Consider the following 26,512-nt stretch of genomic DNA (forward strand, 5'->3'; position numbering starts at 1 on the left):
ACTGCAAGATGATTATGAATGCTTCTTTTTGTTAGCCAATATGCATGCGTTTACCACTCGACATGAACGGCCTCATGATATTAGGCAAAGTGTATTGGATATCACCCTGGATTACCTGGCTGCAGGTATCGATCCTGATAAAAGCCATATTTTCATACAGTCTGAGGTGCCAGCCATTTCTGAATTAACATTCCTCTTTAGTATGTTACTCCCTTTTGCTCGGGTTATGCGCAATCCCACAATTAAAGATGAGATTAGAGATAAACAATTAGGCGAGAATTATTCTTTCGGATTTCCCTTATATTCTGTGGGGCAAGTCGCTGATATATTAGCATTTCGTCCCGCAATTGTTCCTGTAGGGGAAGACCAGATTGCCCATCTTGAGATGACCCGTGAAGTTGCAAGGCGGTTTAATCAGCTCTATTGCGGTGTGGACGCTCATGCGACTGATGACGAAAATTTAGCGCTTGGTGGGTTGCTACCCATTGTAAAAGCGAAACTTGGAAGGGTGAAAAAATTGGTGGGTACTGGTAGACCTAATGATGAAGGCCGTTTATTAAAAATGAGTAAATCGCTAAATAATGCCATTCTATTATCAGATGATAGTAAGACTGTTCAAAAGAAGGTCATGGGCATGTATACGGATCCGAATCGAATCAGTGCAACAGACAAAGGTACCATTGAGAATAACCCCCTGTGGATTTTTCATGATGCATTTACACCAGATGCTGCGTGGGTTGACGAAGCCAAACAAAAATATCAAGAGGGCACTATAGGAGACGTTGAATGCAAGCGAAAACTAATAGATTCTATTGAAAAAATATTACAACCTATGCGACAACGTCGACAAGAGTATGCTGCACATCCACAGGAAGTACTCCGTATTTTACAAAAGGGAACAATCAAGGCGAATGAAGTAGCAAATGAAACACTAAACCTTGTTAAGAAAGCCATGAAGCAGGATTTTTTTATTTGAGGCAAGGGTCTTATATGGACTCGACCGTATTGTCAAAAACTAATGAATTATTTTGTTAATAACTTAATAGCGGTTTCAATCCTTTAGACCTGTGATACTATCACAACATTTATTAAACAAAGTAAAACACGTTATGATTATTAAAAGTTTAAAAATCAGTCTTTTTGTATTATTGTTCATTTCGACCTCCTCGTTTGCTCAGAACGCTGAAGTACAAAAACAAATAAAGGCTCTCTGTATCGATAGATACCATTCTCCTGGAGACTTCGTTCAATTTGCGAATAAACTACAAACCTTAGGAGTTATCAGACAAACTTATGATGTGATTAATGATGAACTCGCTTTTTATTCAAAAAATTCAATGTTGTACCATTTCCCTGCGGTAGAAATTAATAAATCCATAGACAAAAAATTGTTTGTTTTCGGTGAGTCTTTAAACCTTGATATACTAAAAAAAGCCTTATATGCGCTCGACCATAACAAAATATCAGTGGTGAAATTCCACAAGGAAGTTGCTCGCGCGGGAATTGTATATGTGAGTGTCTATTTAAAGCAAAGAAAAATCTATTATTTAAGTCAAGATGGAAAGTATTTTCTTGAGTCCTATTAATTAATCCTGCTCTGGAAAATTTTACATGATGCAGAATTGCGGTAATTCCCCCGAAAAATAACTGATGCCAAAAGTAGAATCTTCTCATAATCCATGCGGGGGATTACTGGTGGTTTTGACTTTATTGCGGAACGCAAATTTTAAAACCAGGAAGATAGCAAATGAGGGTGTAAGTGCAACTTCGCTTTAGATTTTGCACGCAGGTCTCGAAGCAGACCTCCAGGGGTTTAAGGTATTAAGTGTAAATAATGATTTTACTGACTTTAATTGGTGGGCCCACTAGGACTTGAACCTAGGACCAACGGATTATGAGCCCGTCAATGCCAAAGTAACCAATTGATTTTACCGTAATTTTAATCGCAGGAAACCACTACAATTGTCGTACGAAGTATAACAGAGCCGTACCCAAATACGCAAATTCCCCACAATGGATTTTTACGGGGTTATTTTAATATTGAAACCCATTTGACGTTATTGGGTTTTAATATTAAAATTATAGGTATGAAACCAAATAATGAAGTGACATTGAAAGATCTGTTTGCAAGACCGGTCTTTCACGCCGCAGAGGCTCGTGAAGCAGGTATCCATCCCAGCCGGCTCAGCTATTATGTAAAAACTAATAGGATTGAACGTATTGGTCACGGCGTTTATCGCGGTGTTGAATCTTCTGTTGAAGCGGATTTTCAATGGGAAGATCTGATTATCATTGCCAAAAGTATTCCACAAGGCATAGTCTGTCTGGTTTCAGCGTTGGCACTATACGAACTGACGGATGAAATGCCAAGAGAGCATTGGATAGCTGTTCCTCATTCTACTACGGCACCAAAGCGTGAGCATACTCGTATTGTTAGAATGCGTGATATGGAAACAGGTAAAAAGATTTACACAATAGGGCGGGAAACAGTTGTCATTTTTGACAGAGAAAGAACGATAATAGACGCTTTTCGCTATCTCAGTAAAGAAATTGCCATTAAAGCGCTTAAAGCAGCAGCGAGTGGGAAAGCGTCCCAAAAATTGGATATTAAAAAGCTTCAGCAGTATGCGAGAGAATTTGGACTTAATCTTGATCCTTATATTTTGACGGTGACAACATGAATGAACAAGCCTTAAAAGCCCGATTAAAACATATTGGGAAAGAAAGAGGTAAGGGCTTTAATGAGGTTTGGAAGCTATTAATTCTGGAGCGTTTTTTAGCCAGACTTTCTCGTTCTGAATATTCTGATGAATTCATATTCAAAGGCGGGTTGCTTTTATCCTATTACCTGACTATTGGCAGAGAAACCATTGATATTGATCTACTGGCTAGACGACTAAATGCGGAAAAATTCAACATAGAATTAATCATGCAAGAAATCTGTTTACTTAATCTGGATGATGGATTTCAGATGCAGTTCATCAATCTTGACGATTTAGATCACCAACATATGAATTACCCTGGGTTTCAAATAGGGATTGCCGTTCAATTTGGGGTGATGCGTGATAAATTTTTTGTAGACATTGGTGTCGGGGATGTGGTTGAGCCAGTATTGTTAGATTGGCCATCCTTTAGCTACAAAGAAATACCCTTGTTTAACGATTCTATTTCGTTGGAGGTGTATCCAGTGGAAACTATTTTTGCCGAAAAACTGGAAACCCTCATTTCTCGTGGTGCAGCCAACAGTCGCATGAAAGATTATCATGATCTGCTGTTGTTATGTCGCAATGAGACTAATCTGATTGATAAAATCCGGTTAAAGGATAATATTACGCAAACATTCCAAAATCGGGGGACAGTATTTTCTCTTCCAGTTCAGTTTCAGTCTGATGAATTAGAGCGAATGCAGCTTCTTTGGTCTGGCCATTTACGTGTTTTAGGTGCTGATCGAGTTCAGGCGCTTGATTTGCCGGCAAAGGTAGAGACAGTTATTAATGACTTAAATCAATGGTTGTTAACTATTTAGGGCGATTGTCATTGGATATAGAATATAAGTCTGTCTGGTGATGAAACAATACTAACGAAATATCATTTTAAATTGGAAGATAATATGACTTACACAGTAAACCTGGAACAAATAAACGAATACAATACCCATAAATTAACGATTAATCCCAAGCGCTCCGCGCTGATAGTCATAGAGATGCAAAATGTTTTTCGCAATGATTTAAACATGATTAGCGACAAGCAACTTAGTAATATTAAAGCAATTATCTCAGCCTCTGAGAACGCCGGTGTAAACATTATTTATGTGCGGCACAATGACAGTCATGAAATTTCAAAATCAATGATAGATTGGTGGAACGGCGATAAAATTGAATATGGTAGTGAAGGCTGGGAAATGATAGACGGCTTTGACACCACCGGTAAGACTATTATTGATAAAAATCAATACTCTGCCTTTTTTAAAACGGAGTTGGATGAAGTTTTACGAGCAAATAAAATTGAAGATGTTATTATTGTTGGGGTGATGACTAACTGTTGCTGCGAAACAACGGCAAGAGAGGCCTTTATGTATGGATATAGAGTGTTTTTTATCAACGATGCTACCTCTACATTCAATGAAGATTTGCATTTGGCGACATTAAAAAATTTATCCTTTGGATTTGCGTGCATACAAGACACAAAACATTTAGTATCTGATTTGATCGCAAGCAAAGAATGACCTTAATAAAATAATCTTTGGTTTTTGTAATTACTATGAAAAAATTATCGCTGTTCGTTTGTATGCTTTTGGCAAATAATTTACATGCCGCTGTAAACACAAGTACAACTTCTAAAAAAACAGTCAACGTAACTGCTTTTTATGGCTTTTTAGAAGACCCCAAAATTAAAGAGGCTGTTGAGAAGCAGTGTAATGTAAACTTTTCTCATGATGCTTATTACACTAATGCGGAGTTTTTGCGCGACTTTTATAAGCAAAAAGATATTTATGATGTGATGATTTTTAGTAATATGGTTTATGGAACCATCAAAAATCAATTGCCCAATATTGAGAGCAGTAATCTCTGGAAGTCATCAGAAGAGTACTATCCCTATTTTAAGGAATATTATACTACGCACAATTACACACATAATACGGCGTTCTTTACTCATGCTATTGTAGGATTTATGTATAATCCAGCATTAATTGAGATTAAACCTGATGAAAAAATGAGTGATATTTTCAAGTCTGCCAAAGACAATAATGTCATTCTTGTTGATGATTCAGGAGAGATTGGGAATCTGTTAACCATTGGTTTTAGCGATGATAATACCGTTAAGAAAAATAATGATGGCTCTGTTTCATTGACCTATAGCAATTTAAAACGCATGACTCAGGATGCCAAAATTCATATCACAAGTGATTTTAACAAAATTTATGACTCTAAAAACTTTGCATTTAGTTATATTTGGTCGGGCGACGCCTTGTTGTATATAAAAAAAACAGGGAAGCCCTATAAATTTGTTATTCCTTCAAATGCCAGCTCAATTTGTACGGATTTAATTGTTCAAATGAAAAATACTCCCGAGGCCAGTTGCGTTGCTCGTGTATTGCAAAACCAATCTACCTTGGAGTATTTTGAGAACTACAGTTATTATTTTTCACCCTATTTTAAAAATCATATTGACGACAAATCCTACATTGCGTTGTATGAAAAAACAAAGAAGACACTTCCACAGTTACGCATGATCCAACCGGTAGAAAATTTTGAGAGTGAATACAATGTCAGCTGGAACAAAATTAAACTGCGAATTAGCAATGATAACAATGAATGATCTTTGGATTAGTAATCGTGCAAAATCGCAAAAAATTTAACATGCTCCGTTTCAACAGCTCTGAAAAAATGCAACTGCTATGATGTTTTTTTCAAGAGTTGAAAATCTTGACTCCTATCAACGAGCTATTAATAAATTAATTAGCTTTTTGATTGCGATTAGCTTATGCATAAGCTTAATTGCCATGTGGTTTATCTATTCTGGATTTGAAAAAAAATCAAAAATCCTTAATAACGAACTGATTATTAATGCAAATTCGATATTGCAATCCAATGTTTCAGAAAAACTAAGCATCCTTGTAAATGATCAGGATTTTGTAAGCTATCTTAACAAGGGAGAATACAGTAGAAAATTAAATGCGGTTGATATGATGGTGCTTTTTAAAAAATTCATAGATAACCATTTTATTTTGGGTGTCGAGGTAAATAATAGAACAGGGAATTCCATTTTAACCATCGGAGACACAAATTCCGCATTTCATATTAGCATGGATCTTTGTTACTTAAATGGTCAAATTAATAATCAGTTTGGTAACTGTTACCATAAAATAATTCTTTTTATGTCCAGGAATGCTTATTTAGACCACCTTGCAAAAATCAATGGAAACATACAACCTTGTACAGAAAACCACGACAGATGCGATGGCTTTCATCCATTTTCTTCTAATAAATTTGGTTCTTTTGCAGCCGAAAGTGCAAGTAAAGAATTTATTTCTATAAAATATGCATCTCAGAATACTTACCAATTTTTTATTCCGGCCACTATCATTTTTATTATTTCTACGCTTGGCCTATTAATGATCCACAGGGTTATTAAAATTTTAACGGACAGACACCTTGCAAGGCCTATTAAAGAACTGGAAACAAATTTGAAAAATAATATGCCCTTGAAGCATGAATATATCCAGGAAATAAATTATCTTGCAAAAGAAATTGAAGAATACCAACAACATAAAGTTGAAATCGAGTTGGGAAAAAATTTGGCACAGGTTGCGCATGATATACGCTCCCCCTTGTTGGCAATAGATTCTTTCTTTTGTTTAGTTGAAAAAAAGCTTGAGGAAACTGAGCGCGTTTTTGGTAGAAGGGCCATTCGGCGCTTGGATGATATCGTTTGGAGTTTGCTTTATAAGTACAAAAATAAAAATGAAAATGTTGATCGCAGCGGAGATAATTATGTGTTTCTCCATTCTTGTATTCAAGAGCTTTTATCTGAAAAGCGGATGGAGTATGCAAAACAAAACATAGAATTTGAGTTTACAGTAAATCCCAATGATATATTCAGTCTGGTTTATCTTAACTCTGTTAATTTAAAGCGAGTGTTATCCAACCTTATAAATAATGCGGTTAATGCTATTTTACCAAAAAGCGGAACAGTTGAAGTATTTCTTGAAGCTAATATTGCTGGCTCTGTAATAACCATTAAAGACAATGGAAGGGGAATGAGCTCAGAGTTACTTAAAGAAATCTTGACGAATGCTCAATTAGAAAAAACAAAAGTCAATTTGGGTTTGCCACATGCAATTAAATTTTTAGAACAAATTGATGGACAGCTTGATATAACTTCGAGGCTAGACGAAGGTACTACGCTGGATATTTCGCTTCCATCCTGTGAAATTCCTGCTTGGTGTTTAAAAGAATATCAAGCTCATAACAATGCAATGCTGATTATTATTGATGACAGTAGCGCTGTTCATGATGTATGGGATGAAATGCTTAAAAAGCTGCCCCAAGTTAAATACCAGCATTTCTATAGCCCAGAAGAGGCGTTGAGTTTTTTTGAAATAGTAGCAGGTGAAAATTTAGTCATTTTTTGTGACTATGAATTCTATGATGAAGATCAAAATGGTTTGGATATTTTAGAGCAGGCGCCCAAGGATTCGGAAAAGGTTTTAGTAACCAGTTACTTATATAATCCAACAATTATGAACAGCGCTATTGAAAAAGGATTTAAAATCTTGCCTAAAGATCTTGTGCCTTATTTTAAACTGTCTAATAAAGAACAACATAATTCCCAAAAACAAATCAGTTTGATTTTTATTGATGATGAACCTAGAAATACACAGTCTTGGGAGTTTTTTGCTGAAGTAAAAAATCATAAAATTGTGACATACAATGATATCCAGGAATTTTTTATGCATGCCCCTCAATTTGCAAAGAATATCCCGATTTATGTTGATCTGGATTTGCGAGACGAAAAAAATGGTATTGCTTATGCTAAAGAAATTTATGAGTTGGGCTTTGAGAAAATCTACATAGCCACTGGCGCAGTTGGCATTGCTCTAAAAAAATCTGAGTACCCCTGGATTACAGAAATCATTGAGAAGAAGTTTCCATTTATTTAAAATTTGCAGCCAAGACCCCCAAAAAACTTACACAGCTTTTTCAATTCCCTGCTCATCTGCTTCTGCATCTAAAGCAAGTAAATATTTTTCTACCAGGAAAATACTGCCTGTGGCAGCATCAAGCAATTTCGTATGATCATTAGCGTTTCTTACATTACGCAGGAGTGTCAGCTGATCATTCATATCGCGGATGATTGGTAGAAGATCATGAGAAACATTTTTAATCGTTCTGGTTGTCATTTTAATCCTTCCTCGATATTTCTTTCTAAATGGACTGCTATTCCAATCAGCTGATCGCCTATTTTAAACTCAAAGCAATCCCGTTCATTATAAATCATTATTGTTTTTCTATTGTACTTTAATGTGCCTATAAAAATTAACCCTTTCTCTTCGATAAAAGCCAGTCCAATGCGTCCAGTCATGTCGCAAGGTAGAGACGAACTAAAAATTAGCAAATCATTTTTAAATAATTGAGAGTTGATATTTTCTACAAGTCTATAGCCATAAAAATAATAATCTTCTTGTACAGTTGATGGCCATGATTGATCGGTCGTATGCTCTAATTCTTCAAATGAAATGGATCCTTTAGCCAAAGACTTTAGAGCCTTTTCAGATAGAATCGGTATTGAGGTTATATTATTCAATCCAGCTGATATTGTATCCAAGCCCAAAATTTCTGCTATTTTAGGCAGGTATTGGCTTCTATCCTGGTTTTTAGCGAGAATTTTATTTAGGTGTTGCGGACTAATTCCGAGTTTTTTAGCCAGATGTACTTGTTTAACACCAGCTTCTTTTATTTTGTCTTTGATGATATCGCTAGGGTTTCCGATAGGGGCTGGCACTTATTCTCTCTAAAAATTTCAAACTTATGGTTTATAAAATTAAACCATATTACCAATAATATCAACGCAAGTCTGCATTCTCAATCAATAAAAGCCATTCTATCAAAATAATACAAACAAAAGAGTTTATTTTTATTGACAAGTAAATCACATATTCTTATATTGGTTTATAAAAATAAACCATCGTAATTTCTAAATTATGTGAATAAAGGATATCAGGACGTGGATTTTATGGTTAATAGCGAGGAACTTGAGGCGTTATATGGATTACCTCATTCGCAGCAGCTTGCTTATCTGAGAGGAATACGTCCGTATATGGACGTTAAAACAGGACTGGTTGGGGTTAAACGGCGTATTAGCTTGCAGTCGCTAGCTGAAGAACTGTATATCCAGCCACATCAGGGGGTAAAAAGTGAAAAATATTCTCGTGCCCAGGCCAGACGCGCATTATCTGCTTTGGAGCGCGTTGGATTAATCTCTTTGCAGTCAGAAGATCTGCAGCTGATTTTACAATGTAATTTGGCCACTTTGGGTTATTTTGCTCAAAATAAAGTAGTCACAAACCCGTCACAGAAAGCCGTCACATTTTGTTCTGAGCAATCCATTGAAAATAAAGGGTTTTATGAGGATTGTTCAGAAAAACCCGTCATAACAGATCCCCCAAAAGCCGTCACACCTCATATAAAAGAAAATAATTATATTTATTTATTGCGCCAATTCGACCATTTCTGGCAGATGTACCCCGAGAAGAAATCCCGTGAACGCGCTTTTGAAATTTTTCAACAAATCAATCCTGATGAACATTTACTGCAAACCATGTTGCTGGCTCTGGATAGCCAAATCAAAGCCCGCCAAGCAAATGAAGCCCAGGGTGAATGGGTTCCCGCCTGGAAATTTCCAGCGAACTGGTTGTCGCAGAAGTGCTGGGAGGATGAAGTCAGAATCGAATTAAAGCAGGAGAAAAGGAATGAGAAGCGTCGCACAAATACTGCAACAACAGCCTATGACCCCTTCTGGAACGAAGACAACGGAGAGTCTGATAGCACCGGAGAAGATGAATGCCAGCAAAACAATGTCGTCAGCATGCAAAGCTATCGACAAGCGAATTGAGAACATGTTTACCCGATTTGCGGTCTTTTACGGGCATTTATGGCGCAGTCAGTTCAAGAGCGATGGATTTTTGGAGTTTGCAAAAAAAGAGTGGTCGGAGGGGTTAGGTCAATTTGGCGATGAGGTTTTGAATCAAGCCATTTTGGTATGTCGGGATCATTGTGAAATGCCGCCCTCACTTCCGCAAATGATTGGGTTTTGTCGTGATATCAAAAAGCGCAATTCTTTTTATGTCACCGATGAAGCACATAGACCAGCCAGCAAGGCTGTGGTTGAAGAAAACATCAGGCAATGCAAGGCCTACTTACTTAAATAAAACAGGAGAAGCACTATGTTAGTTTTGAGCAGAAAAATCGGGGAATCTATAGTTATTGGTGAAGATATTTACTGCACTGTAGTTGGCTATAAGCACGGAGAAATTCGTCTGGCTTTTGATGCCCCTAAATCCCTTCCAATTCATCGGGAAGAAATTCAACGCCGCATTTATCGTAATCGCCAACAGGAAAGCTGGTGTTGCGACAACAAACCCAGCCAGGAACGCGTGGTTGATCGTCTAATCAACAAGTTCAAACACGAGGTATGCCCGGCTTAAAGCCATCAATAACTGTATGAGGTTGAAGCAAATGATAGAGCTGGAAGAACAAGGGATAACGGTTAAAGATAGAGCCCGTGAAAAGCTGAGGCGTGATTTGGGAGGATTGATTGAAGGGGCATTGAAAGATTATAAAACCGTAGAAATCATGCTGAATGCGGATGGCAGTCTTTGGCAAGAGCGTCTCGGTGAAACGATGCGTTGTATCGGCAACATCACCGAGGCACGGGCAGAAAGTATTATCAAAACGGTTGCCGGTTTTCATGGTAAAGAAGTCACCCGCTTTAAACCCTTGTTGGAAGGCGAGCTGCCTTTGGATGGTTCACGTTTTGCCGGGCAGCTTCCGCCAGTGGTTTCACGCCCGACCTTTGCGATTCGGAAAAAAGCGTTGTCCGTTTTTACCCTCAATCACTATGTGGAATCGGGGATTATGACCGAGGCCCAATGTGAGGTCATTGAACAGGCAGTGGCGGCGCATCGTAACATCCTGGTTATCGGCGGTACTGGATCAGGCAAAACCACTTTGGTTAACGCCATCATCCATGAAATGGTGATTCATGCGCCTGAGGAACGCATTTTTATCATCGAAGACACCGGAGAAATCCAGTGTGCAGCTAAAAACTGTGTCCAATATCATACCACCATCGATGTCAGTATGACCCAGCTTTTGAAAACCACACTCAGGATGCGCCCCGATAGAATTATCGTGGGCGAGGTTCGCGGCTCGGAAGCTTTGGATTTGCTGGATGCCTGGAATACCGGTCATGAAGGCGGTACTGCCACCCTTCATGCCAACAACTGTCTGGCAGGGCTTTACCGTTTGAAATCACTGATTACCAGAAACCCTGCAGCCCCGGCTGAGATTGAGCCACTGATTGGTGAGGCGGTGCATTGTGTTGTGCATATTGCCAGAACGCCACAAGGGCGCAGGGTAGAGGAAATCATCTCGGTTCATGGCTATGAGAATGGTCATTACAACATTGAAAAACTTATTTAAGGAGAAATTGAATGCATCAACTAACCCAATTAAATCAAAAGAACTTTTTACTGATGGGATTAATGGTTTTGGCTTTGATGTTAGTCACCCATCCTGCTTTGGCGGTATCAGCGGGTGGCGGTCTTCCCTTTGATTCATGGCTGACTAAAATCCAGAAGTCTATCACTGGCCCCTTTGCCTTTAGTGCAGCCATTATTGGTCTGGTAGCAGCAGGGGCAACCCTCATTTTTGGTGGTGAATTAAATGGATTTATGCGAAGTCTTATCTTTTTTGTTCTGGTGCTCGCATTTTTAGTCGCCGCTCAAAATACCATGACTGCCATTACTGGCAAGGGTGCTGAAATCACCAAGCCCTCAAACGCAATTGTTCAAGGTGTCCAGCCATGAGTCTGCGCACAATCCCAATCCGTCGTTGTGGAAACCGCCCAAGTCTTTTTATGGGCGGTGACCGAGAGCTGGTGATGTTCTCAGGTTTGCTGTCTGCCATTCTGGTATTTGCAGCTCAAGACTGGCTGGCGGCTTTTGTTGGGGTGTTGATGTGGTTTTCCGCCTTGAAAGGGCTTCGTCTTATGGCCAAATCCGACCCATCCATGCGAGCGATTTATCTGAGACAAAGACGCTATCAATCCTGGTATCCAGCACGTTCAACTCCTTTCAAGATTAATCGAAGAGGTTATCAATGATTGAATTAATCAGTTTTCTAATCAGCATCACCGGTCTTGTTCTTTTAACTCTGCTGTTTTGGGAAATCCGCTTGAAAACAGGCGCCCGACTGTTAAAAAAGCACCGTTCGCACAAGGCAGGTCTTGCCGATTTACTTAACTATGCTGCCGTAATTGATGATGGAGTGGTTGTTTGTAAAAACGGCTCATTCATGGCTGCCTGGCTATATAGTGGTGAAGACATTGCCAATACCACCGATGGGGCGCGTGAAATGCTTTCATTCCGACTCAATCAGGCAATGTCTTCCATGGGCAATGGCTGGATGATCCATGTTGATGCGGTGCGACGGGCAGCACCCGGTTACAGCGATAAAAATCATTCCCATTTTCCTGATGCTATTTCCCTGGCTGTTGATGAAGAAAGACGGATGCTGTTTGAGCAGATGGGAACCCTGTATGAGGGGTACTTCGTGATTACCTTGACCTGGTTTCCCCCGGTGTTGGCACAGAAGCGTTTTGTTGAGCTGATGTTTGATGACGATGGCATTCATTTGAGTGATAAAGCCAAAACCGCTCGATTGATTGATGAATTTAAACAATCCTGTCGGAATTTTGAGTCGCGCCTCAGTGCGGGGCTTCATCTTGAAAGATTGTGCGCAGAAAAAGAGGCTGATTCGCTCGCCCATGATAATTTTTTAAGACATTTACAATTTTGCATCACCGGCCTTAATCATCCGGTTAACCTGCCCAAGAACCCCATTTATCTGGATGCCCTGATTGGCGGTCAAGAGCTGGTTACCGGGATTACCCCTAAAATTGGCCGAAAGTTCATTCAATGCGTGGCAATTGAAGGTTTTCCCATGGAGTCTTATCCCGGGATTTTAACCGCACTCACTCAATTGCCGGTCGAATACCGCTGGAGTTCTCGCTTTATTTTTATGGATGCACACGAGGCTGTCGCGCATTTCACCAAATATCGTAAGAAATGGAAGCAAAAGGTCAGAGGCTTTTTTGATCAAGTGTTTAATAACAACTCCGGGGTGATTGATGAAGATGCTCTGGATATGGTGAAAGATGCACAATCGGCCATTGCCGAAACCAATTCCGGCATGGTCGGTCAGGGCTATTACACCTCGGTGGTTATCCTGATGGATGAAGACAGGGCTTTGGTTGAAAAGGCCGCTTTGATGATTGAAAAAAATATCAATGCATTGGGCTTTAGCGCAAGAACCGAAACCATTAATACCCTTGATGCCTTCATGGGCAGCCTGCCAGGTCACGGGGTTGAAAATATTCGAAGGCCTTTGATTAACACCATGAATCTGGCTGATTTGTTACCCACATCCAGCATTTGGACAGGCGAGAATAAGGCACCATGCCCCTTGTTTCCGGCACTGTCACCACCTTTGCTTCATTGTGTCACCAGCGGTAATACGCCTTTCAGGCTGAACCTGCATGTCAGAGACTTGGGTCATGGCATCATGTTTGGCCCAACCCGATCGGGTAAATCGACCCATCTCGGTTTAATTGCTTTGTCTTGGCGGCGGTATAAAGAAGCGCGTATTTACTCTTTTGATAAAGGCATGTCGATGTACCCGACTTGCCGGGCAACGGGTGGCGAGCATTACACCATCGCTGATAAAGCCTCAACGTTAGCCTTTGCGCCGCTGCAGTTTTTAGCAACAAAAGGTGACAGGGCATGGGCTATGGAATGGATTGATACTATTTTGGCTTTGAATGGCTTAAATACAACGCCCGCCCAGCGCAATGAGATTGGCTATGCCATTATGAGCATGCATCAAAGTGGTTCTAAAACCTTATCCGATTTTGTCATGACGATTCAGGATGAACCTATTCGTGAAACGTTCAAACAATACACCATTGACGGTCTGATGGGGCACTTATTGGATGCTAAAAGCGATGGTCTGGGATTATCTTCCTTCATGACCTTCGAAATCGAGCACTTGATGGGCTTGGGCGAGAAATTTGCCTTGCCAGTATTGCTGTATTTGTTTAGACGGATTGAAACATCACTGGATGGCAGACCAACCCTTATCTTGTTGGATGAAGCATGGCTGATGTTGGCACATCCGGTATTTAAAAACAAAATCGCTGAATGGCTGGATTCCATGGCCAAGAAAAACTGCGTGGTCTTTATGGCAACACAACATTTATCCCACGCTGCAGGCTCAGGCATTCTTGACGTTATCGTTGAATCTACTGCTACCAAAATCTTTTTACCCAATCTTTTTGCCCGTGATCCAGAAACGAGGTTGATTTATGAGCGCATGGGCTTAAACCCGCGACAAATTGACATCATCGCCACCGCCCAACCCAAACGCGATTACTACTATGTCAGTGAAAAAGGCCAGCGGCTTTATCAGCTCGCATTGGGGCCGAGGGCGTTAGCTTTCGTTGGGGCAACTGATCCTGATTCTATCGCGCGGATGAAACAGCTGGAGCAACAATTTGGCGACCAATGGGTGAATTACTGGCTCCTGGAAAAAGGGCTTTCGATGAACCAATACGGAGAAGCAGCATGAATAAAATCAGACAATGGCTTAAACCAGAATCCAGGAAACTAAGGCTAACCGATAACCCTTATCTCAATGCCAAAAGGGCCTGGAATACCCACACCGCAGGCTTGATGAAATCACTGCAAATCTGGCAGCTGGTCAGTCTCGCAAGTTTACTGGTAACGCTTGCTGCCGTGGGTGGATTGATTGCGATAGGAAGTCAGTCCAAGTTTATCCCGCTGGTCTTTCAACAAGATTACAGTGGTAACACCCTCTCGGTCACTCGTGCTGACAGGCTTGGGCAGGCAAGCATTGATGATTACCGCACCACCGCAGCCCATTTCATTGAGAACCTTCGCGTTGTCAGTGCTGATAGCGAGCTGCAGAAAAAAGCAGTCTTTCAGGTTTATGCCTGGTTAAACCAAAACGATGCGGCTCTCACCAAGGTTCAGGAATTCTATAGCGACAAGCAACAGTCCAATCCCTTTGAAAGAGCGGCCCACGAGCTGGTCAGCATCGAGATTCGATCGGTTCTGCAAGAGACTGAGGACACTTGGCAGGTTGATTGGATAGAAACGGTTAGAAATCGTGATGGAACCATTAAACAAAAGCCTGCATTAATGAAGGCCCTTGTCACCATGTATCAGGAAAATGAAGTCAATGACATCGGAAGCGATCTCATCTTGAAAAACCCGCACCTGATTTATATCCGCGACTTTAACTGGTCTTATGACTTAAAACATGGAGAAAACGCATGAAAAAATTAATCCTTTCATTGGGCTTATTGCTGCCGCTGGCGGGTTTTTCTCAGGACAATAATGAACTTGCCAACCTTTATTTTTCCACCAATGTGCCTGAATTCTCTGCTCATGACAAGTTGGCTTTGAATATTGCCGAGCGCTTTCAACAAGGTGATAAAACCAGCAAGCCCTTTCAATCTACTGATGGCTCGGTCAGCTTTGTTTATGGTTCCGGCCAAATCAGAGTGGTCTGCGCACCCTTGCAGGTCTGTGATATCTCCTTGCAGCCCGGGGAAGAGTTTAACGACATGAATGTGGGCGATCCGCGCTTTATGGTTGAACCTTCGATTACAGGCACAGGCTTCAATCAACAAATCCATTTGCTGATTAAACCTAAAGATGCCGGACTTGATACTTCGCTCGTAGTCACCACCGACAGAAGAACCTACCATTTCCGGTTAAAGTCTGATCGCTATGACTTTATGCCTTATGTTTCCTTTACCTATCCTGATGAGGCGAAAGCCAAATGGCAGATGCTTAAACGCATGCAGGCTGAACAAAAAAAGGAAAACACCTTTGCTGAAACCAATGAATACCTTGGCAATCTGAATTTCAATTACAGGATTCAAGGCAACGCGCGGTTTAAACCGGTTCGCGTTTATAACAATGGTGTTAAAACCATTATTGAAATGGCGGCTAGCATGTCGCAAAACGAAGCTCCTGCCCTCTTGGTTTTGCGCAGCGGCGGTCTTTTTAAAAAATCTGAATCGGTGATGGTGAATTATAGGCTACAGGGGTGTCGCTACATTGTAGATAACGTGTTTGACAAAGCCATTCTGGTTATTGGCAGTGGCTCAACACAAGAAAAAATTACCATTACGAGGTGCTAACGATGAAAAAAATCAGTCTGTTGCTTCTGATTGTTCTGTTATCCAGCTGTACAACGATGCGTTATGGCAATTTTACTGCACCATCGCAAGGCAAGGATATTTATCTGGCTCAAGATGCGGTAATGCAAATAACCCGTATTTACCCACCAGCGCAGAATACCTTTCGCCTAAACCAAAAGGTAACGGATGGTTTCGGGATGAATCTTATCCATGAGATGCGAAAAAAAGGTTATGGCGTGATTGAAAACGTCCAGCCAAGACAAAATGCCAATTTTTTCTATGTTGTGGATGAACTTGAACCCGGCCAACTGTATCGAGTCAGCCTGTATATCAACACGCAGGCTTTGAGCAGGCTTTATGAAAGCCGCAAGAACCAGCTCACCCCGGTTAGCGCCTGGTCACACAAGGAGTAATGTTGATGAAGCCAAATAAAGATTTGCTATCTCCTGATTCTTCGCCGCAAAAGCTCAATACTGCAGGCGTGAAAAGAGTCAATAACCTGCCATTGGTCATTGCTATTGGTGTTCTAACCGTATTTGTCTTGCTGATTGCTTTGGTGGCCTATAAGCGGGGCAATGCACAGAATCAGGTCGTAGAGCCGGTGAAAATTGCCAGCGCCAAAAAAAATACTTTAAGCCTTGCCAATGAGGTTGTGGGAAACCATAAGGCAGGTGTTTTGCCTGCCCTTGCAGAAATTCAACCCGCTAGGCCATTAACTGACTTACCTGCCCCCATGCCCAAGCCCATGGATATCGAAGATCAAACTGTTTCAGACACTGAAATAGAACGTATCCGGCAGGAAAAAACGCAGGACTTTGAAGAAGCAGTCAAAGCTAAAACCGCCATCATGGTTGATAACACTCGCTTGAACAATAAAGAGCAATCACGATCTGTACCAGCCAATCAGAGTATTGCCATGGATATGGACGTGGCCTCTACCTTCAAGGCACAGCTGCAAGTTCTACAGGAAAGGCAAAACGCCAAACCGGTGGCTCTGAATATAGGCGGTGACGAAAACGAGATGCGTTGGCATTTAAACTCAAAGCTTGAAAATCCCAATAGCCGATTTGAGTTGCGGGCAGGCTCTGTTATTCCCGGCGTGATGATTAGCGGCATTTCCTCGGAATTACCGGGACAAATCATCGGTCAGGTATCACAGAATGTTTATGACACGCCAACAGGCAAACATCTGTTAATACCGCAAGGCACAAAACTGATAGGGGTTTATTCCAGCGATGTGAGCTTTGGTCAAAATTCGGTGCTGGTTGCATGGCAACGGCTGGTTTTCCCGGATGGTAAAGCGCTGGATATTGGCTCTATGCCCGGTGCGGATAGTGCGGGTTTCGCTGGTTATCGCGATCAGGTAGATCATCATTACGCAAGAATTTATGGCTCTGCACTTTTGATGTCAGGGATTGTGGCCGGCATTACCTACGGCCAAAACAACAATCAAGCCAATCAATACGGCTTTGCCCAGCCAACTGCGGGCAGTGTCTTAAGTCAGGCCTTAGGCCAGCAATTGGGGGAAGTGACCTCGCAGCTGGTATCCAAAAATCTGAATGTCTCGCCGACTATCAATATCCGTCCTGGCTACCGCTTCAATATTATCGTGGTGAAAGACTTAACCTTTAACCGGCCTTATCGCCAATTTGCTTATTAATAAAGGAGAAAAGTTATGAAATTTAAAATGATGCTGATTTATTTTTGGTCGCTTCATGCCGTTGCATCGGGTGCGCCCGTTTTTGATGTAGCAAACTGGCTTCAAAACGGACGAATGATCATGACCCAAGCGAATGAATACAAAACGCAAATCGATCAATATAAAAATCAGGTTAACCAGTACCAAAATATGCTGGATAACACCAGGTCACTGACTTCATTCGAATGGGACAATGCCAATTCGATTATTAATAATTTGCTTGAATCGACCAATACCATTGACTATTACAAGCAAGAAGCAGGCAGCCTCCAAGGCTATCTTGACCGATTTCAAAGTCAGGAATATTACCAAAATACCGCCTGTTTTAATGGCAGTGGCCAATGTTCAGCTGAAGAACTCAGAAAAATTAAACAAGCAAGACTTGCGTCTTCCGTTGCTGAAAAACGAGCCAATGATGCCATGCTCAAAGGCATTGATAAGCAGCAACAAAGCTTAAAAGCAGATTCCGCTAAACTCCGTACCTTGCAATCTCAAGCGCAAAGTGCCGAAGGTCAAAAACAGGCATTGCAAGCCGCCTCGCAATTAGCCAGTCAACAAAACCACCAGCTCATGCAGATTCGGGGCTTATTGATGGCACAACAAAATGCTCAAGCAGTAAAAGATGCGGCCAGCGCTGACAAGGAAGCCATTCAGGCAGCCGGAGATGAGCGTTTTCGTGCCGGGTCTTATCACAAAAGTTCAGGAAAAAAATGGTAATTCAATTCAAACAACAAGGAGAAGCAATGAAAAAATTAGGTCTATCCATAGCAGTTATGGTGTGTTTAATTACTGGCTGTGACAGCGCAGAAACCAAAGCCCAAAAGAAAGCGGAGCATTTGGCCTCGCTTACCTGTGAAAGCAGCAGAGAAGGACGAAGCACTGAGGAACTGCAAGCCATTGGGGATGCCTGCTTCAAGCGAGGCTCTTTTACCAAAAGTTCCGGGAAAAAATGGTGATCTTATGAAAAAACCGACAGTCACCTGTTTAATCACACTCTTTCTACTGGGATTTTCCATTAGCAGTTATGCCCAAGGCACGGGTATGGATAGCAGAGATTTACTGGATAATATCCTGTATCGGTTTTCTACCACAGCATCCATGTGGAGCAAAACCTTGCTTGACTATGCCCGTTACCTCTTTTGGTCTTTGGCCTTAATCAGCATGGTCTGGACATATGGTCTTATGGCCTTGAGGCAGGCAGACATTCAAGAGTTTCTCGCTGAAACAGTGCGGTTTTTTGTGGTTGTCGGCTTTTTCTATTGGCTGTTAGACAATGGCCCGGCCATTGCAACGGCCATTATGGATTCCATGCGTAAACTCGCAGCCAATGCCTCGGGCATTGATGCGCATGTATCCCCTTCGGATATTGTCGATGTGGGTTTTGATATCGTTTCCAAGGCCATTGATAACTCATCCATTTGGTCGCCAGCCGCAACCACCGTTGGTTTGATAGTCGCCGGGCTGATTTTGGTGGTATTGGCGCTGGTCAGTATTAACATGCTGATAGTCCTTATCACCGCATGGATTTTAACCTATGGCGGCATCATTTTATTAGGCTTCGGTGGAGGCCGTTGGACACAGGATATTGCCATACAATATTACAAAACTGTGCTGGGTATTGCCCTGCAGGCTTTTGCGATGATTTTGATTATCGGTATTGGTAAGTCTTTTGTTGATCAATATTATGCTGCCATGGCGAAGGACATTTTGCTGAAAGAAATGTTTGTCATGCTGGTCGTTGCCATTCTTTTACTGGTGCTTGTTAATAAAATACCACCTGTATTAAGCGGTATTGTCAGCGGTGGTGGCTCAGGTGGTGGAGGTGGTCTGGGCTTGGGCAGTGCCTTGGGGGCTGCAGGCATAGCAGGTGCCGCTCTCGCCTCTGCTGCCGGCACTGTAGGCACTGAGAGTGCCGGTGGTTTATCAGCATTGAAGGCCGCCTTCAATGCTGCATCGCAAAGCAGCACAGGATCTGGTTCAGATGGCGGTTCCAGTCCTAAATCTGGCCGATTAAGTGAGGCCATGGGACGGGCGACTCAATTTGCCGGTCACTTCGGCTCTCATTTGGCCTCAGGTGCCGCAGAAGTCGCACGTGAAAAAGCAAATTCTATAAAAGAGGCCTTCTCGGCAAAAGTTGCAGAAACCACCGGCGGTAAAGTCGCCGATGCCATTCATCAACGAATGGATGCCAACAATGACTCATCACCACCTGAGCCATCAGACTCACCCGCCTCAAACATCAGCTCCATGGGTGCGCCAGAAGGAAGTTTTAGTGCAGGCACTGATGAAGTCAGTCAGTTTGTTAATCGCAAGGCCGCAGGAGATAGCCAATGACGATGAATAAGCCTGATAAAGCCATTGGCCCGAGAGTCAAGCGAAGAGCCAATCAACGATTTAACCTGCCGGTGATTGGCTTGGTCTTGCTGTCTTTAACTGTCAGCCTGCAAATGGGCACACAATATCTGGCCTGGAAATTTCATTATCATGACAGTTTGGGCGCATCATTTGCCCACGTTTATCTACCCTGGCAGTTGTTTTTATGGAATTTTAAATATCATCAATACTACCCGGATTATTTTAATGCTGCATTTGGGATAGTGGTAATGAGCGCAAGCTTCTTTTTAATGATGGTGATTCTTGTCAGTCAACAACTTAAAAAGCGCGAAATTAGCGAATATCTGCATGGCTCAGCGAGATGGGCCAATATGGAGGATTTAAAAAATGCCAGCCTGATTGGTCATGATGAAGGGGTCTATGTCGGCGCGTTTGAGAATGAGCAAGGCGAGATTCATTATCTACGCCACAATGGCCCTGAGCATGTCCTGACCTACGCACCCACCCGCTCGGGTAAAGGGGTGGGGCTGGTGATTCCTACCCTGTTATCCTGGAAGCACTCCTGTGTCATTACCGATTTAAAGGGTGAGTTGTGGGCAATGACTGCCGGATGGAGACAGCAATATGCCAACAATAAAGTCATCCGTTTTGAACCAGCCACATTGAAAGGTTCTGCCCGTTGGAATCCGTTGGATGAAATTCGGGTAGGCACTGAATCAGAGGTGGGGGACGTGCAAAATCTTGCAACGCTGGTGGTAGACCCTGACGGTAAAGGCCTTGAAACGCACTGGCAAAAAACCTCTCAGGCGCTTTTAGTGGGATTTATTTTACATGCGATTTACAAGCTGAAAAATCAGGGCGAACCCGCCACCTTTCCAAACATTGACCGCATGCTGGTTGACCCCAATACCAATATCGCTGACCTGCTAATTGAAATGACCCAATACCCGCATATTGAGGGAAAAACCCATCCGGTTATCTCAGCCTCTGCCCGCGATATGATAGACAGGCCTGAGGAAGAAGCGGGCTCCGTTCTATCGACTTTAAAATCCTATCTGGCTTTATACCGTGATCCAGTAGTGGCTTTTAATGTCTCTGATTCGGATTTTTGTATTCGCGATTTGATGAACCATGAAAGCCCGGTGAGTCTTTATATCGTGACCCAACCCAATGACAAGGCCAGACTGCAACCTCTGGTGCGGGTCATGATTAATATGATTGTACGTTTACTGGCAGACAGGATGGAGTTTGAGCGTGTGCCTGACGATAAGGGGCTTTCTTATGTACGGGCAAAGAAAACCTGGAAACATCGCCTGCTTTGCATGATTGATGAGTTTCCAAGCCTGGGTAAACTTGATATTTTGCAGGAATCCTTAGCCTTTGTTGCCGGATATGGCCTCAAGTTTTATTTAATTTGTCAGGACATCAATCAGCTTAAAAGCCGCGAGCGCGGTTATGGCTCGGATGAAACCATCACCTCCAACTGCCACATCCAAAATGCCTATCCACCAAACCGGGTGGAAACGGCCGAGCATTTATCCAAGCTGACCGGACAAACCACCATCGTGAAAGAACACATCACCACCAGCGGCAAACGTCTTTCAGCATTTCTCTCGCAAATATCCAAAACCATTCAGGAAGTATCAAGACCATTATTAACCGTTGATGAATGTTTACGCATGCCGGGCCCAAAGAAAGATGCCTATGACTCGATTATTGAGGCAGGCGATATGGTGGTTTATGCCGCCGGCTTCCCGGCAATCTATGGCAAACAGCCCCTGTATTTTAAAGACCCTGTTTTCATCGCCCGAGCTGCCATCGAAGCCCCGGAAGTATCCGATATCTTACGCTTGCGATTAAGCAAGGATGAGGAAATCAGACTATGAAACAATTGTCCATCTGCATGATTAGCTTGCTTGTCCTGGCGTATCTGTTAATCGTCATGGGATTTCGAATCAATCTCACCGACTCCATCCCGGTCGGCCTGTATCGCGTCACTCAAGTGGGCGATCTCAAGAATGTTTATGTCATCTTTTGTCCTGACCACCGGCCAGCTTTCAGACTTGGCCTTGATAGAAACTATATAGACCCCGGCCTTCACTGCGGTGGCTATGGCTATTTGATGAAAAAAGTGGTGGCTATTCCTGGCGATATTCTCTCAATTACGGATGCCGGGGTCTTTGTCAATCAGGCTCGTATCCCGTTCTCGAGACCTAAGTTAAACGATGGATTGAATCGCCCCTTACCTCAATGGCATGTCACAAATTACCAACTCGGCAAAAACGAGCTGATGACCATGACCAGTCAAAGCGAATGGTCTTTTGATGGTCGATACTATGGCCTTGTTCACGCAGGGCAAATCAAGGGAATGTTAAGACCCTTATGGGTTATCAAAAACAAAGAGAAAAATTATGACGAATAAAAACGAGCTAATGGATGTGATTGCAGAAAAGTGTGAGGATTTGATCATCCCCGGCTTTTTAGTTGAAGTCAGCCCAATTGAGGCGGACATTATGGGCGCATTTGTTGAAGATGCACTCAGTGAGGATGAAGCCATGGAGGCAGCATATGACTAAGATGCCTTACCACCAAATTGTTGCCAACCAGATTATTGAGAGTCTAAAAGCTGGAACGGCACCCTGGCTAAAACCATGGGAGCCTGGTACTGGCAATGGCCAAGTTCCTTTTAATCCTGTCACAGGCAAGCGCTATCGTGGTATCAATGCCCTGTATTTGATGCTCAATCAAAGCGATGACAACCGCTGGCTGACCTACAAACAGGCGCAAAGCATTGATGCGCAGGTGCGAAAAGGCGAGAAAGGCACCACTATTCAATACTGGAAATTTAATGAGGAACGAGTCAAAGAAGATGAGGCTGGTCGCCCTGTGCTTGATGAGCAAGGCAATTCCGTCAAAATGCAAGTCAACCTTGAAAGACCAAGGGTCTTTTATGCAACGGTCTTCCACGCCTCACAAATTGAGAATATGCCCGCACTTGTAACAAAAGAGCCGGACTGGTCTATGGTGGAAAAAGCAGAAAATCTCTTGCTGCAATCCGGTGCTACCATTATTCATTCCGAATCAGACAGAGCCTTTTACAGACTTTCGAGCGATAGTATTCACCTGCCGCCCAAAGCGCAATTCAAATCCGCCGCCCATTACTATGCCACGGCTCTACATGAACTCGGCCACTGGAGCGGCCACCCTTCAAGACTTGATCGGGATCTGGGGCATCCTTTTGGTTCAGAGGCTTATGCCAAGGAAGAACTGAGGGCTGAAATCGCCAGCATGCTCATGGGGGCAGAACTCGGCATTGGTCACGACCCTTCGCAACATACTGCTTATATCAAGTCATGGATTCGTGTTTTGGAGGATGATCCCCTCGAAATTTTCAGAGCCTCTGCGGACGCGGAAAAGATATTCAATCACATCTGTGCTCTTGATCAAGTTCAGGAAATCCATCAGGCACAGCCCATAGAAACCAGGGAGGACAGTACCATTGTGAGATCAGATATGAAAAATGAACAACTCACCACTGAAAAGACCTGGCTAAGTATTCCCTTCAAAGAAAAAGAAGTAGCCAAAGCCCAGACAGGCAAACTGCCTGATGGCACATCAGCCATTGCTTGGGATAAAGCCCGGAAATGCTGGTACGCAAACCCCGGTGTTCCTTTAGATAAAATCAAGACATGGCTGCCAAACTCTCAGGCGTTAGCCCAAGACGAAGCCATCTCGCCAGAAGATGAATTCAAAGAAGCACTGATTGGTATGGGTGCAATGGTCTCAGGCAAGCCCCCTGTCATGGATGGCAAGCCGCATAGAATTGAAATGGACGGAGACAAGCAAGGTGAAAAAGCCGGATTCTATGTGGCGCATTTAGACGGTATCCCCGCTGGCTACATCAAAAACAACCGCACGGGTGTTGAGCTGAAATGGAAAAGCAAAGGTTATGTCTTAACCGATGAACAAAAGTCAGCCCTTAAATCCAACGCTTTGCAAAATCAAAAAAATCGCGAGCTTGAGATTGAAGACCTTCAAAGAAGCACGGCGGTCAAGCTCAGAGAAAAGCTGTCCCTGATGAATGAGTTAACCGAGCCAACCCCTTATCTAAAAGCAAAAGGGATTCAGGTTCATTCTGGCGTTTATACGGATGAAGACAAGCACTTAACCTGCATTCCTGCTACTGATATTGAGGGCAACCTATGGACAGTTCAGTATATTGACGAGGATGGCACCAAACGCTTTGCCAAAAACGCAAGAAAAGAAGGCTGTTTTCATGTCTTGGGTGGACTGGATAAACTCGCCAATGCCCCTGTGATCGTCATTGCCGAAGGCTACGCCACGGCGGCAACGATTAAAGAGGCAACAGAGCTGCCAGCCGTTGTTTCAGCCTTTGACTCAGGTAATCTTAAGTCCGTCGCCAAAGCCTTGCATGAAAAATACCCTCATATCCCGATGATGATTGCTGCCGATGACGACAAACATATTGAGCAAAGCAATGGCATGAACCCGGGCAAAGAAAAGGCCACAGAAGCCGCCAAGGCCGTCAATGGCCTGATTATCCTGCCAATCTTTGCGCCCAATGAACAGTCTGAAAACCCCAGGAAATTTAGCGATTTTAATGACATGGCCAAGAATAGTCGCCTGGGCGTGGAGGGTGTTAAGCGACAGTTTAAGTCGAAAATGGAAACGCTCACAAAAAAACATAATCTATTGCGCTACTCTTTAGGGGGTAATGTGCTACATGCTCGGTATAATTGATCATTGTCATTTATAAAATAATACATCTTCAACACTTGACCTTGCCCTAAGGTCAATCTTTATAATGATTCCAATTTACTGGAGTTATTTATGATTTATAAAATTAAACAGCTGGCAGAAATGTCGTCTGTCAGCACTAAAACGTTAAGGTATTATGACAAAATTGGATTGCTTAAGCCCGCATATTGTGCGAAAAATGGTTATCGATTCTATACGAATGATCAACTATTAATGTTGCAGCAAATTTTATTTTTCCGTGAAATTGGTTTTAAGCTTAAGGATATAGGGGAAGTAATTAACTCTACGGAATTTGATAAGATTAGCGCACTTAAAATACACAAAAAAAATATAATTAAATCCATATTAAAATCCAGGGCTCTTATTGAAACAATTGATAAAACAATTGGTTATCTAAACAGTGAAATCACCTTAAAAGAAAATGAATTATACATGGGCTTTGAACACGAGCAGCAAAAATCAATGGTAACTTATCTAAGTAGAAAAATGGGTGAAAATGCCAATAATATAATTGAGCAATGTAAAAATAATGTTAAAGAGCTGAATGCGAATGATTTGAATGTCATGCAAGAAGAAACCGGGATTTGGTGCCAGGCATTTAGAGATGCAATACGGGCAGGTCTTTTACCAGATTCTGTTCAAGTGCAGGCACTTGTAGATCAATATTATCAATTGAGAGTTAAACGATTTTGCAATGCGTCAAAGGATGACTTTATTGGAATGATAAAGGCTGAAATCAGTCATCCTGAGTATGAAAAGCAATACGCACTTGTTCATAAAGACTTTGCAAGCTACTTTCTTAAATCGGTCATTACATACGCTAATAATAACCTATAGGAGATAAACCATGATGTACGGGGAATTATGCACACAATTTTACGACGCAGATAAGGAGTTCGCACAGAGCAATGAATTGCAATTATATCAGGATTTGTTTGGTAAAAATGATGTGCTATTTGAGCCCATGTGCGGTTCAGGAAGGTTACTAATCCCATTAATGCAACTTGGATATACTGTGCACGGTTTGGATAATTCGCCATCAATGTTAGCAAGTTGCAGACATCGAGCAGAGAAATTAAATCTCATCCCAATTTTAACCGAGGGGACGCTTGAAGATTTCTCAAACAATACAAAATTTAATGGTATTGTTATTCCACTTGGCTCATACCAATTATTTTATCCACGAGAACATGCATACAAGGCCTTACAGATATTTCATAACCTTTTGTTTCCAGGAGGTAAATTGGTAATGGATTTATTTATTCCATGGGAGGCTATGTTTGAGAACGCAGAGCTTGATACCAGCGCAAGAAAAGTCCAACTACATCAAGGGGAAATCATTGAAATTTATAATGAGACAAGCGCCAATAAATTTGAACAGCATTTGTTGAGCAAAACACAGTACAAGAAATATTCAAATGATACATGTCTTTTGGAAGAAAATGAGCAAATGGATATATTATGGTACTATCCTTTTGAAATGAGGCTCATGTTGGAAAAATATGACTTTAAAAACATCAAATTTGTGACCCGGTATCTTAATGGTGGAGATCATCTGACATTTATTGCTGAGGTATAATGTGTTCCGTGAGTTTTCGGCAAACGTGCGTGACTATGTAAGCTGCGAGCGACTACCCTGTAGCCTTTAAATTTCCATTTTTTGGAGGCTATTGATGAATCTCCCGACAA

Annotated in this window: 29 protein-coding genes; 27 read left to right on the forward strand and 2 right to left on the reverse strand. The window is 42.2% G+C overall.

Annotation, left to right across the window (positions count from 1 at the left end; genetic code table 11):
• Positions 1-40 precede the first annotated feature (40 nt).
• The 7 genes from trpS (at position 41) to E4T54_RS08835 (ending at position 7,663) form a co-directional block, all read left to right on the forward strand.
• Positions 41-976: a tryptophan--tRNA ligase gene (gene trpS, locus E4T54_RS08800; protein WP_425324515.1), complete on the forward strand. Its 936-nt coding sequence runs from the start codon at positions 41-43 to the stop codon at positions 974-976.
• A 133-nt stretch (positions 977-1,109) separates the two neighbouring features.
• Positions 1,110-1,586 (forward strand): DUF1398 family protein, encoded by a 477-nt coding sequence (locus E4T54_RS08805; protein ID WP_028386395.1) that lies wholly within the window; start codon positions 1,110-1,112, stop codon positions 1,584-1,586.
• 501 nt (positions 1,587-2,087) lie between these two features.
• Entirely contained in the window at positions 2,088-2,681 is a 594-nt protein-coding gene (locus tag E4T54_RS08815) for a type IV toxin-antitoxin system AbiEi family antitoxin domain-containing protein (protein WP_028386396.1), read from the forward strand.
• On the forward strand, positions 2,678-3,526 hold the full coding sequence (locus E4T54_RS08820; RefSeq protein ID WP_028386397.1) for a nucleotidyl transferase AbiEii/AbiGii toxin family protein: 849 nt from the start codon (positions 2,678-2,680) through the stop codon (positions 3,524-3,526). Before E4T54_RS08815 ends, E4T54_RS08820 begins: the two co-directional genes overlap by 4 nt.
• An 84-nt stretch (positions 3,527-3,610) precedes the next feature.
• Positions 3,611-4,225, forward strand: a complete 615-nt coding sequence (locus tag E4T54_RS08825) for an isochorismatase family protein (RefSeq protein WP_051550897.1) — start codon at positions 3,611-3,613, stop codon at positions 4,223-4,225.
• A 35-nt stretch (positions 4,226-4,260) separates the two neighbouring features.
• Positions 4,261-5,319 (forward strand): type 2 periplasmic-binding domain-containing protein, encoded by a 1,059-nt coding sequence (locus E4T54_RS08830; RefSeq protein ID WP_028386398.1) that lies wholly within the window; start codon positions 4,261-4,263, stop codon positions 5,317-5,319.
• Between the two features lie 79 nt (positions 5,320-5,398).
• Positions 5,399-7,663, forward strand: coding sequence for a sensor histidine kinase (locus tag E4T54_RS08835; RefSeq protein ID WP_028386399.1), 2,265 nt, complete (start codon positions 5,399-5,401; stop codon positions 7,661-7,663).
• A gap of 27 nt (positions 7,664-7,690) precedes the next feature.
• Here E4T54_RS08835 and E4T54_RS08840 read toward each other — a convergent pair whose 3' ends face one another.
• Positions 7,691-7,903, reverse strand: a complete 213-nt coding sequence (locus tag E4T54_RS08840) for a hypothetical protein (protein ID WP_028386400.1) — start codon at positions 7,901-7,903, stop codon at positions 7,691-7,693.
• The gene (locus tag E4T54_RS08845) at positions 7,900-8,505 is read right to left on the reverse strand and encodes a helix-turn-helix domain-containing protein (protein ID WP_035902187.1); all 606 of its coding nucleotides are present in this window, start codon (positions 8,503-8,505) and stop codon (positions 7,900-7,902) included. Before E4T54_RS08845 ends, E4T54_RS08840 begins: the two co-directional genes overlap by 4 nt.
• Before the next feature lie 222 nt (positions 8,506-8,727).
• Here E4T54_RS08845 and E4T54_RS08850 point away from each other — a divergent pair, with 222 nt between their 5' ends.
• The 20 genes from E4T54_RS08850 (at position 8,728) to E4T54_RS08940 (ending at position 26,402) form a co-directional block, all read left to right on the forward strand.
• Positions 8,728-9,615 carry a hypothetical protein gene (locus tag E4T54_RS08850; RefSeq protein ID WP_028386401.1) on the forward strand — a complete coding sequence of 296 codons (888 nt, stop codon included), beginning with the start codon at positions 8,728-8,730 and terminating at the stop codon, positions 9,613-9,615.
• Positions 9,616-9,619: 4 nt separating this feature from the next.
• Entirely contained in the window at positions 9,620-9,931 is a 312-nt protein-coding gene (locus E4T54_RS08855) for a hypothetical protein (RefSeq protein ID WP_028386402.1), read from the forward strand.
• A 15-nt stretch (positions 9,932-9,946) separates the two neighbouring features.
• Complete coding sequence (gene csrA / locus E4T54_RS08860; RefSeq protein WP_028386403.1) at positions 9,947-10,207, forward strand: carbon storage regulator CsrA; 261 nt, start codon at positions 9,947-9,949, stop codon at positions 10,205-10,207.
• A 31-nt stretch (positions 10,208-10,238) separates the two neighbouring features.
• Positions 10,239-11,204 (forward strand): P-type conjugative transfer ATPase TrbB, encoded by a 966-nt coding sequence (gene trbB / locus E4T54_RS08865; RefSeq protein ID WP_028386404.1) that lies wholly within the window; start codon positions 10,239-10,241, stop codon positions 11,202-11,204.
• An 11-nt stretch (positions 11,205-11,215) separates the two neighbouring features.
• Positions 11,216-11,590, forward strand: coding sequence for a TrbC/VirB2 family protein (locus E4T54_RS08870; protein WP_028386405.1), 375 nt, complete (start codon positions 11,216-11,218; stop codon positions 11,588-11,590).
• A complete protein-coding gene (locus E4T54_RS08875) occupies positions 11,587-11,886 on the forward strand; it encodes a conjugal transfer protein TrbD (protein ID WP_028386406.1) in 300 nt (99 codons plus the stop codon). Before E4T54_RS08870 ends, E4T54_RS08875 begins: the two co-directional genes overlap by 4 nt.
• Positions 11,883-14,408: a VirB4 family type IV secretion/conjugal transfer ATPase gene (locus tag E4T54_RS08880; RefSeq protein ID WP_028386407.1), complete on the forward strand. Its 2,526-nt coding sequence runs from the start codon at positions 11,883-11,885 to the stop codon at positions 14,406-14,408. The genes E4T54_RS08875 and E4T54_RS08880 overlap by 4 nt, the downstream gene beginning before the upstream one ends.
• Positions 14,405-15,139: a conjugal transfer protein TrbF gene (locus E4T54_RS08885; protein WP_028386408.1), complete on the forward strand. Its 735-nt coding sequence runs from the start codon at positions 14,405-14,407 to the stop codon at positions 15,137-15,139. The genes E4T54_RS08880 and E4T54_RS08885 overlap by 4 nt, the downstream gene beginning before the upstream one ends.
• The gene (trbG, locus tag E4T54_RS08890) at positions 15,136-16,011 is read left to right on the forward strand and encodes a P-type conjugative transfer protein TrbG (RefSeq protein ID WP_028386409.1); all 876 of its coding nucleotides are present in this window, start codon (positions 15,136-15,138) and stop codon (positions 16,009-16,011) included. The genes E4T54_RS08885 and trbG overlap by 4 nt, the downstream gene beginning before the upstream one ends.
• Positions 16,012-16,013: 2 nt before the next feature.
• Positions 16,014-16,424 carry a conjugal transfer protein TrbH gene (locus E4T54_RS08895; protein ID WP_028386410.1) on the forward strand — a complete coding sequence of 137 codons (411 nt, stop codon included), beginning with the start codon at positions 16,014-16,016 and terminating at the stop codon, positions 16,422-16,424.
• Positions 16,425-16,429: 5 nt separating this feature from the next.
• A complete protein-coding gene (locus tag E4T54_RS08900; RefSeq protein WP_028386411.1) occupies positions 16,430-17,671 on the forward strand; it encodes a TrbI/VirB10 family protein in 1,242 nt (413 codons plus the stop codon).
• A 15-nt stretch (positions 17,672-17,686) separates the two neighbouring features.
• Positions 17,687-18,427 carry a P-type conjugative transfer protein TrbJ gene (trbJ, locus tag E4T54_RS08905; protein WP_028386412.1) on the forward strand — a complete coding sequence of 247 codons (741 nt, stop codon included), beginning with the start codon at positions 17,687-17,689 and terminating at the stop codon, positions 18,425-18,427.
• 26 nt (positions 18,428-18,453) lie between these two features.
• On the forward strand, positions 18,454-18,666 hold the full coding sequence (locus E4T54_RS08910) for a hypothetical protein (protein ID WP_028386413.1): 213 nt from the start codon (positions 18,454-18,456) through the stop codon (positions 18,664-18,666).
• A gap of 4 nt (positions 18,667-18,670) precedes the next feature.
• A complete protein-coding gene (gene trbL, locus E4T54_RS08915; protein ID WP_028386414.1) occupies positions 18,671-20,044 on the forward strand; it encodes a P-type conjugative transfer protein TrbL in 1,374 nt (457 codons plus the stop codon).
• Positions 20,041-21,930 (forward strand): type IV secretory system conjugative DNA transfer family protein, encoded by a 1,890-nt coding sequence (locus E4T54_RS08920; RefSeq protein WP_028386415.1) that lies wholly within the window; start codon positions 20,041-20,043, stop codon positions 21,928-21,930. The genes trbL and E4T54_RS08920 overlap by 4 nt, the downstream gene beginning before the upstream one ends.
• Positions 21,927-22,466, forward strand: coding sequence for a conjugative transfer signal peptidase TraF (gene traF, locus E4T54_RS08925; RefSeq protein ID WP_028386416.1), 540 nt, complete (start codon positions 21,927-21,929; stop codon positions 22,464-22,466). The genes E4T54_RS08920 and traF overlap by 4 nt, the downstream gene beginning before the upstream one ends.
• A complete protein-coding gene (locus E4T54_RS12025; protein ID WP_028386417.1) occupies positions 22,456-22,620 on the forward strand; it encodes a hypothetical protein in 165 nt (54 codons plus the stop codon). The genes traF and E4T54_RS12025 overlap by 11 nt, the downstream gene beginning before the upstream one ends.
• Positions 22,613-24,805 carry a zincin-like metallopeptidase domain-containing protein gene (locus E4T54_RS08930; RefSeq protein ID WP_028386418.1) on the forward strand — a complete coding sequence of 731 codons (2,193 nt, stop codon included), beginning with the start codon at positions 22,613-22,615 and terminating at the stop codon, positions 24,803-24,805. Before E4T54_RS12025 ends, E4T54_RS08930 begins: the two co-directional genes overlap by 8 nt.
• Positions 24,806-24,895: 90 nt before the next feature.
• Positions 24,896-25,660, forward strand: a complete 765-nt coding sequence (locus E4T54_RS08935; RefSeq protein WP_035902191.1) for a MerR family transcriptional regulator — start codon at positions 24,896-24,898, stop codon at positions 25,658-25,660.
• Positions 25,661-25,670: 10 nt separating this feature from the next.
• On the forward strand, positions 25,671-26,402 hold the full coding sequence (locus E4T54_RS08940) for a class I SAM-dependent methyltransferase (protein ID WP_028386419.1): 732 nt from the start codon (positions 25,671-25,673) through the stop codon (positions 26,400-26,402).
• The last annotated feature ends 110 nt before the right edge of the window (positions 26,403-26,512 follow it).

It is taken from the genome of Legionella geestiana, from assembly GCF_004571195.1.
Lineage (GTDB): Bacteria > Pseudomonadota > Gammaproteobacteria > Legionellales > Legionellaceae > Legionella_B > Legionella_B geestiana.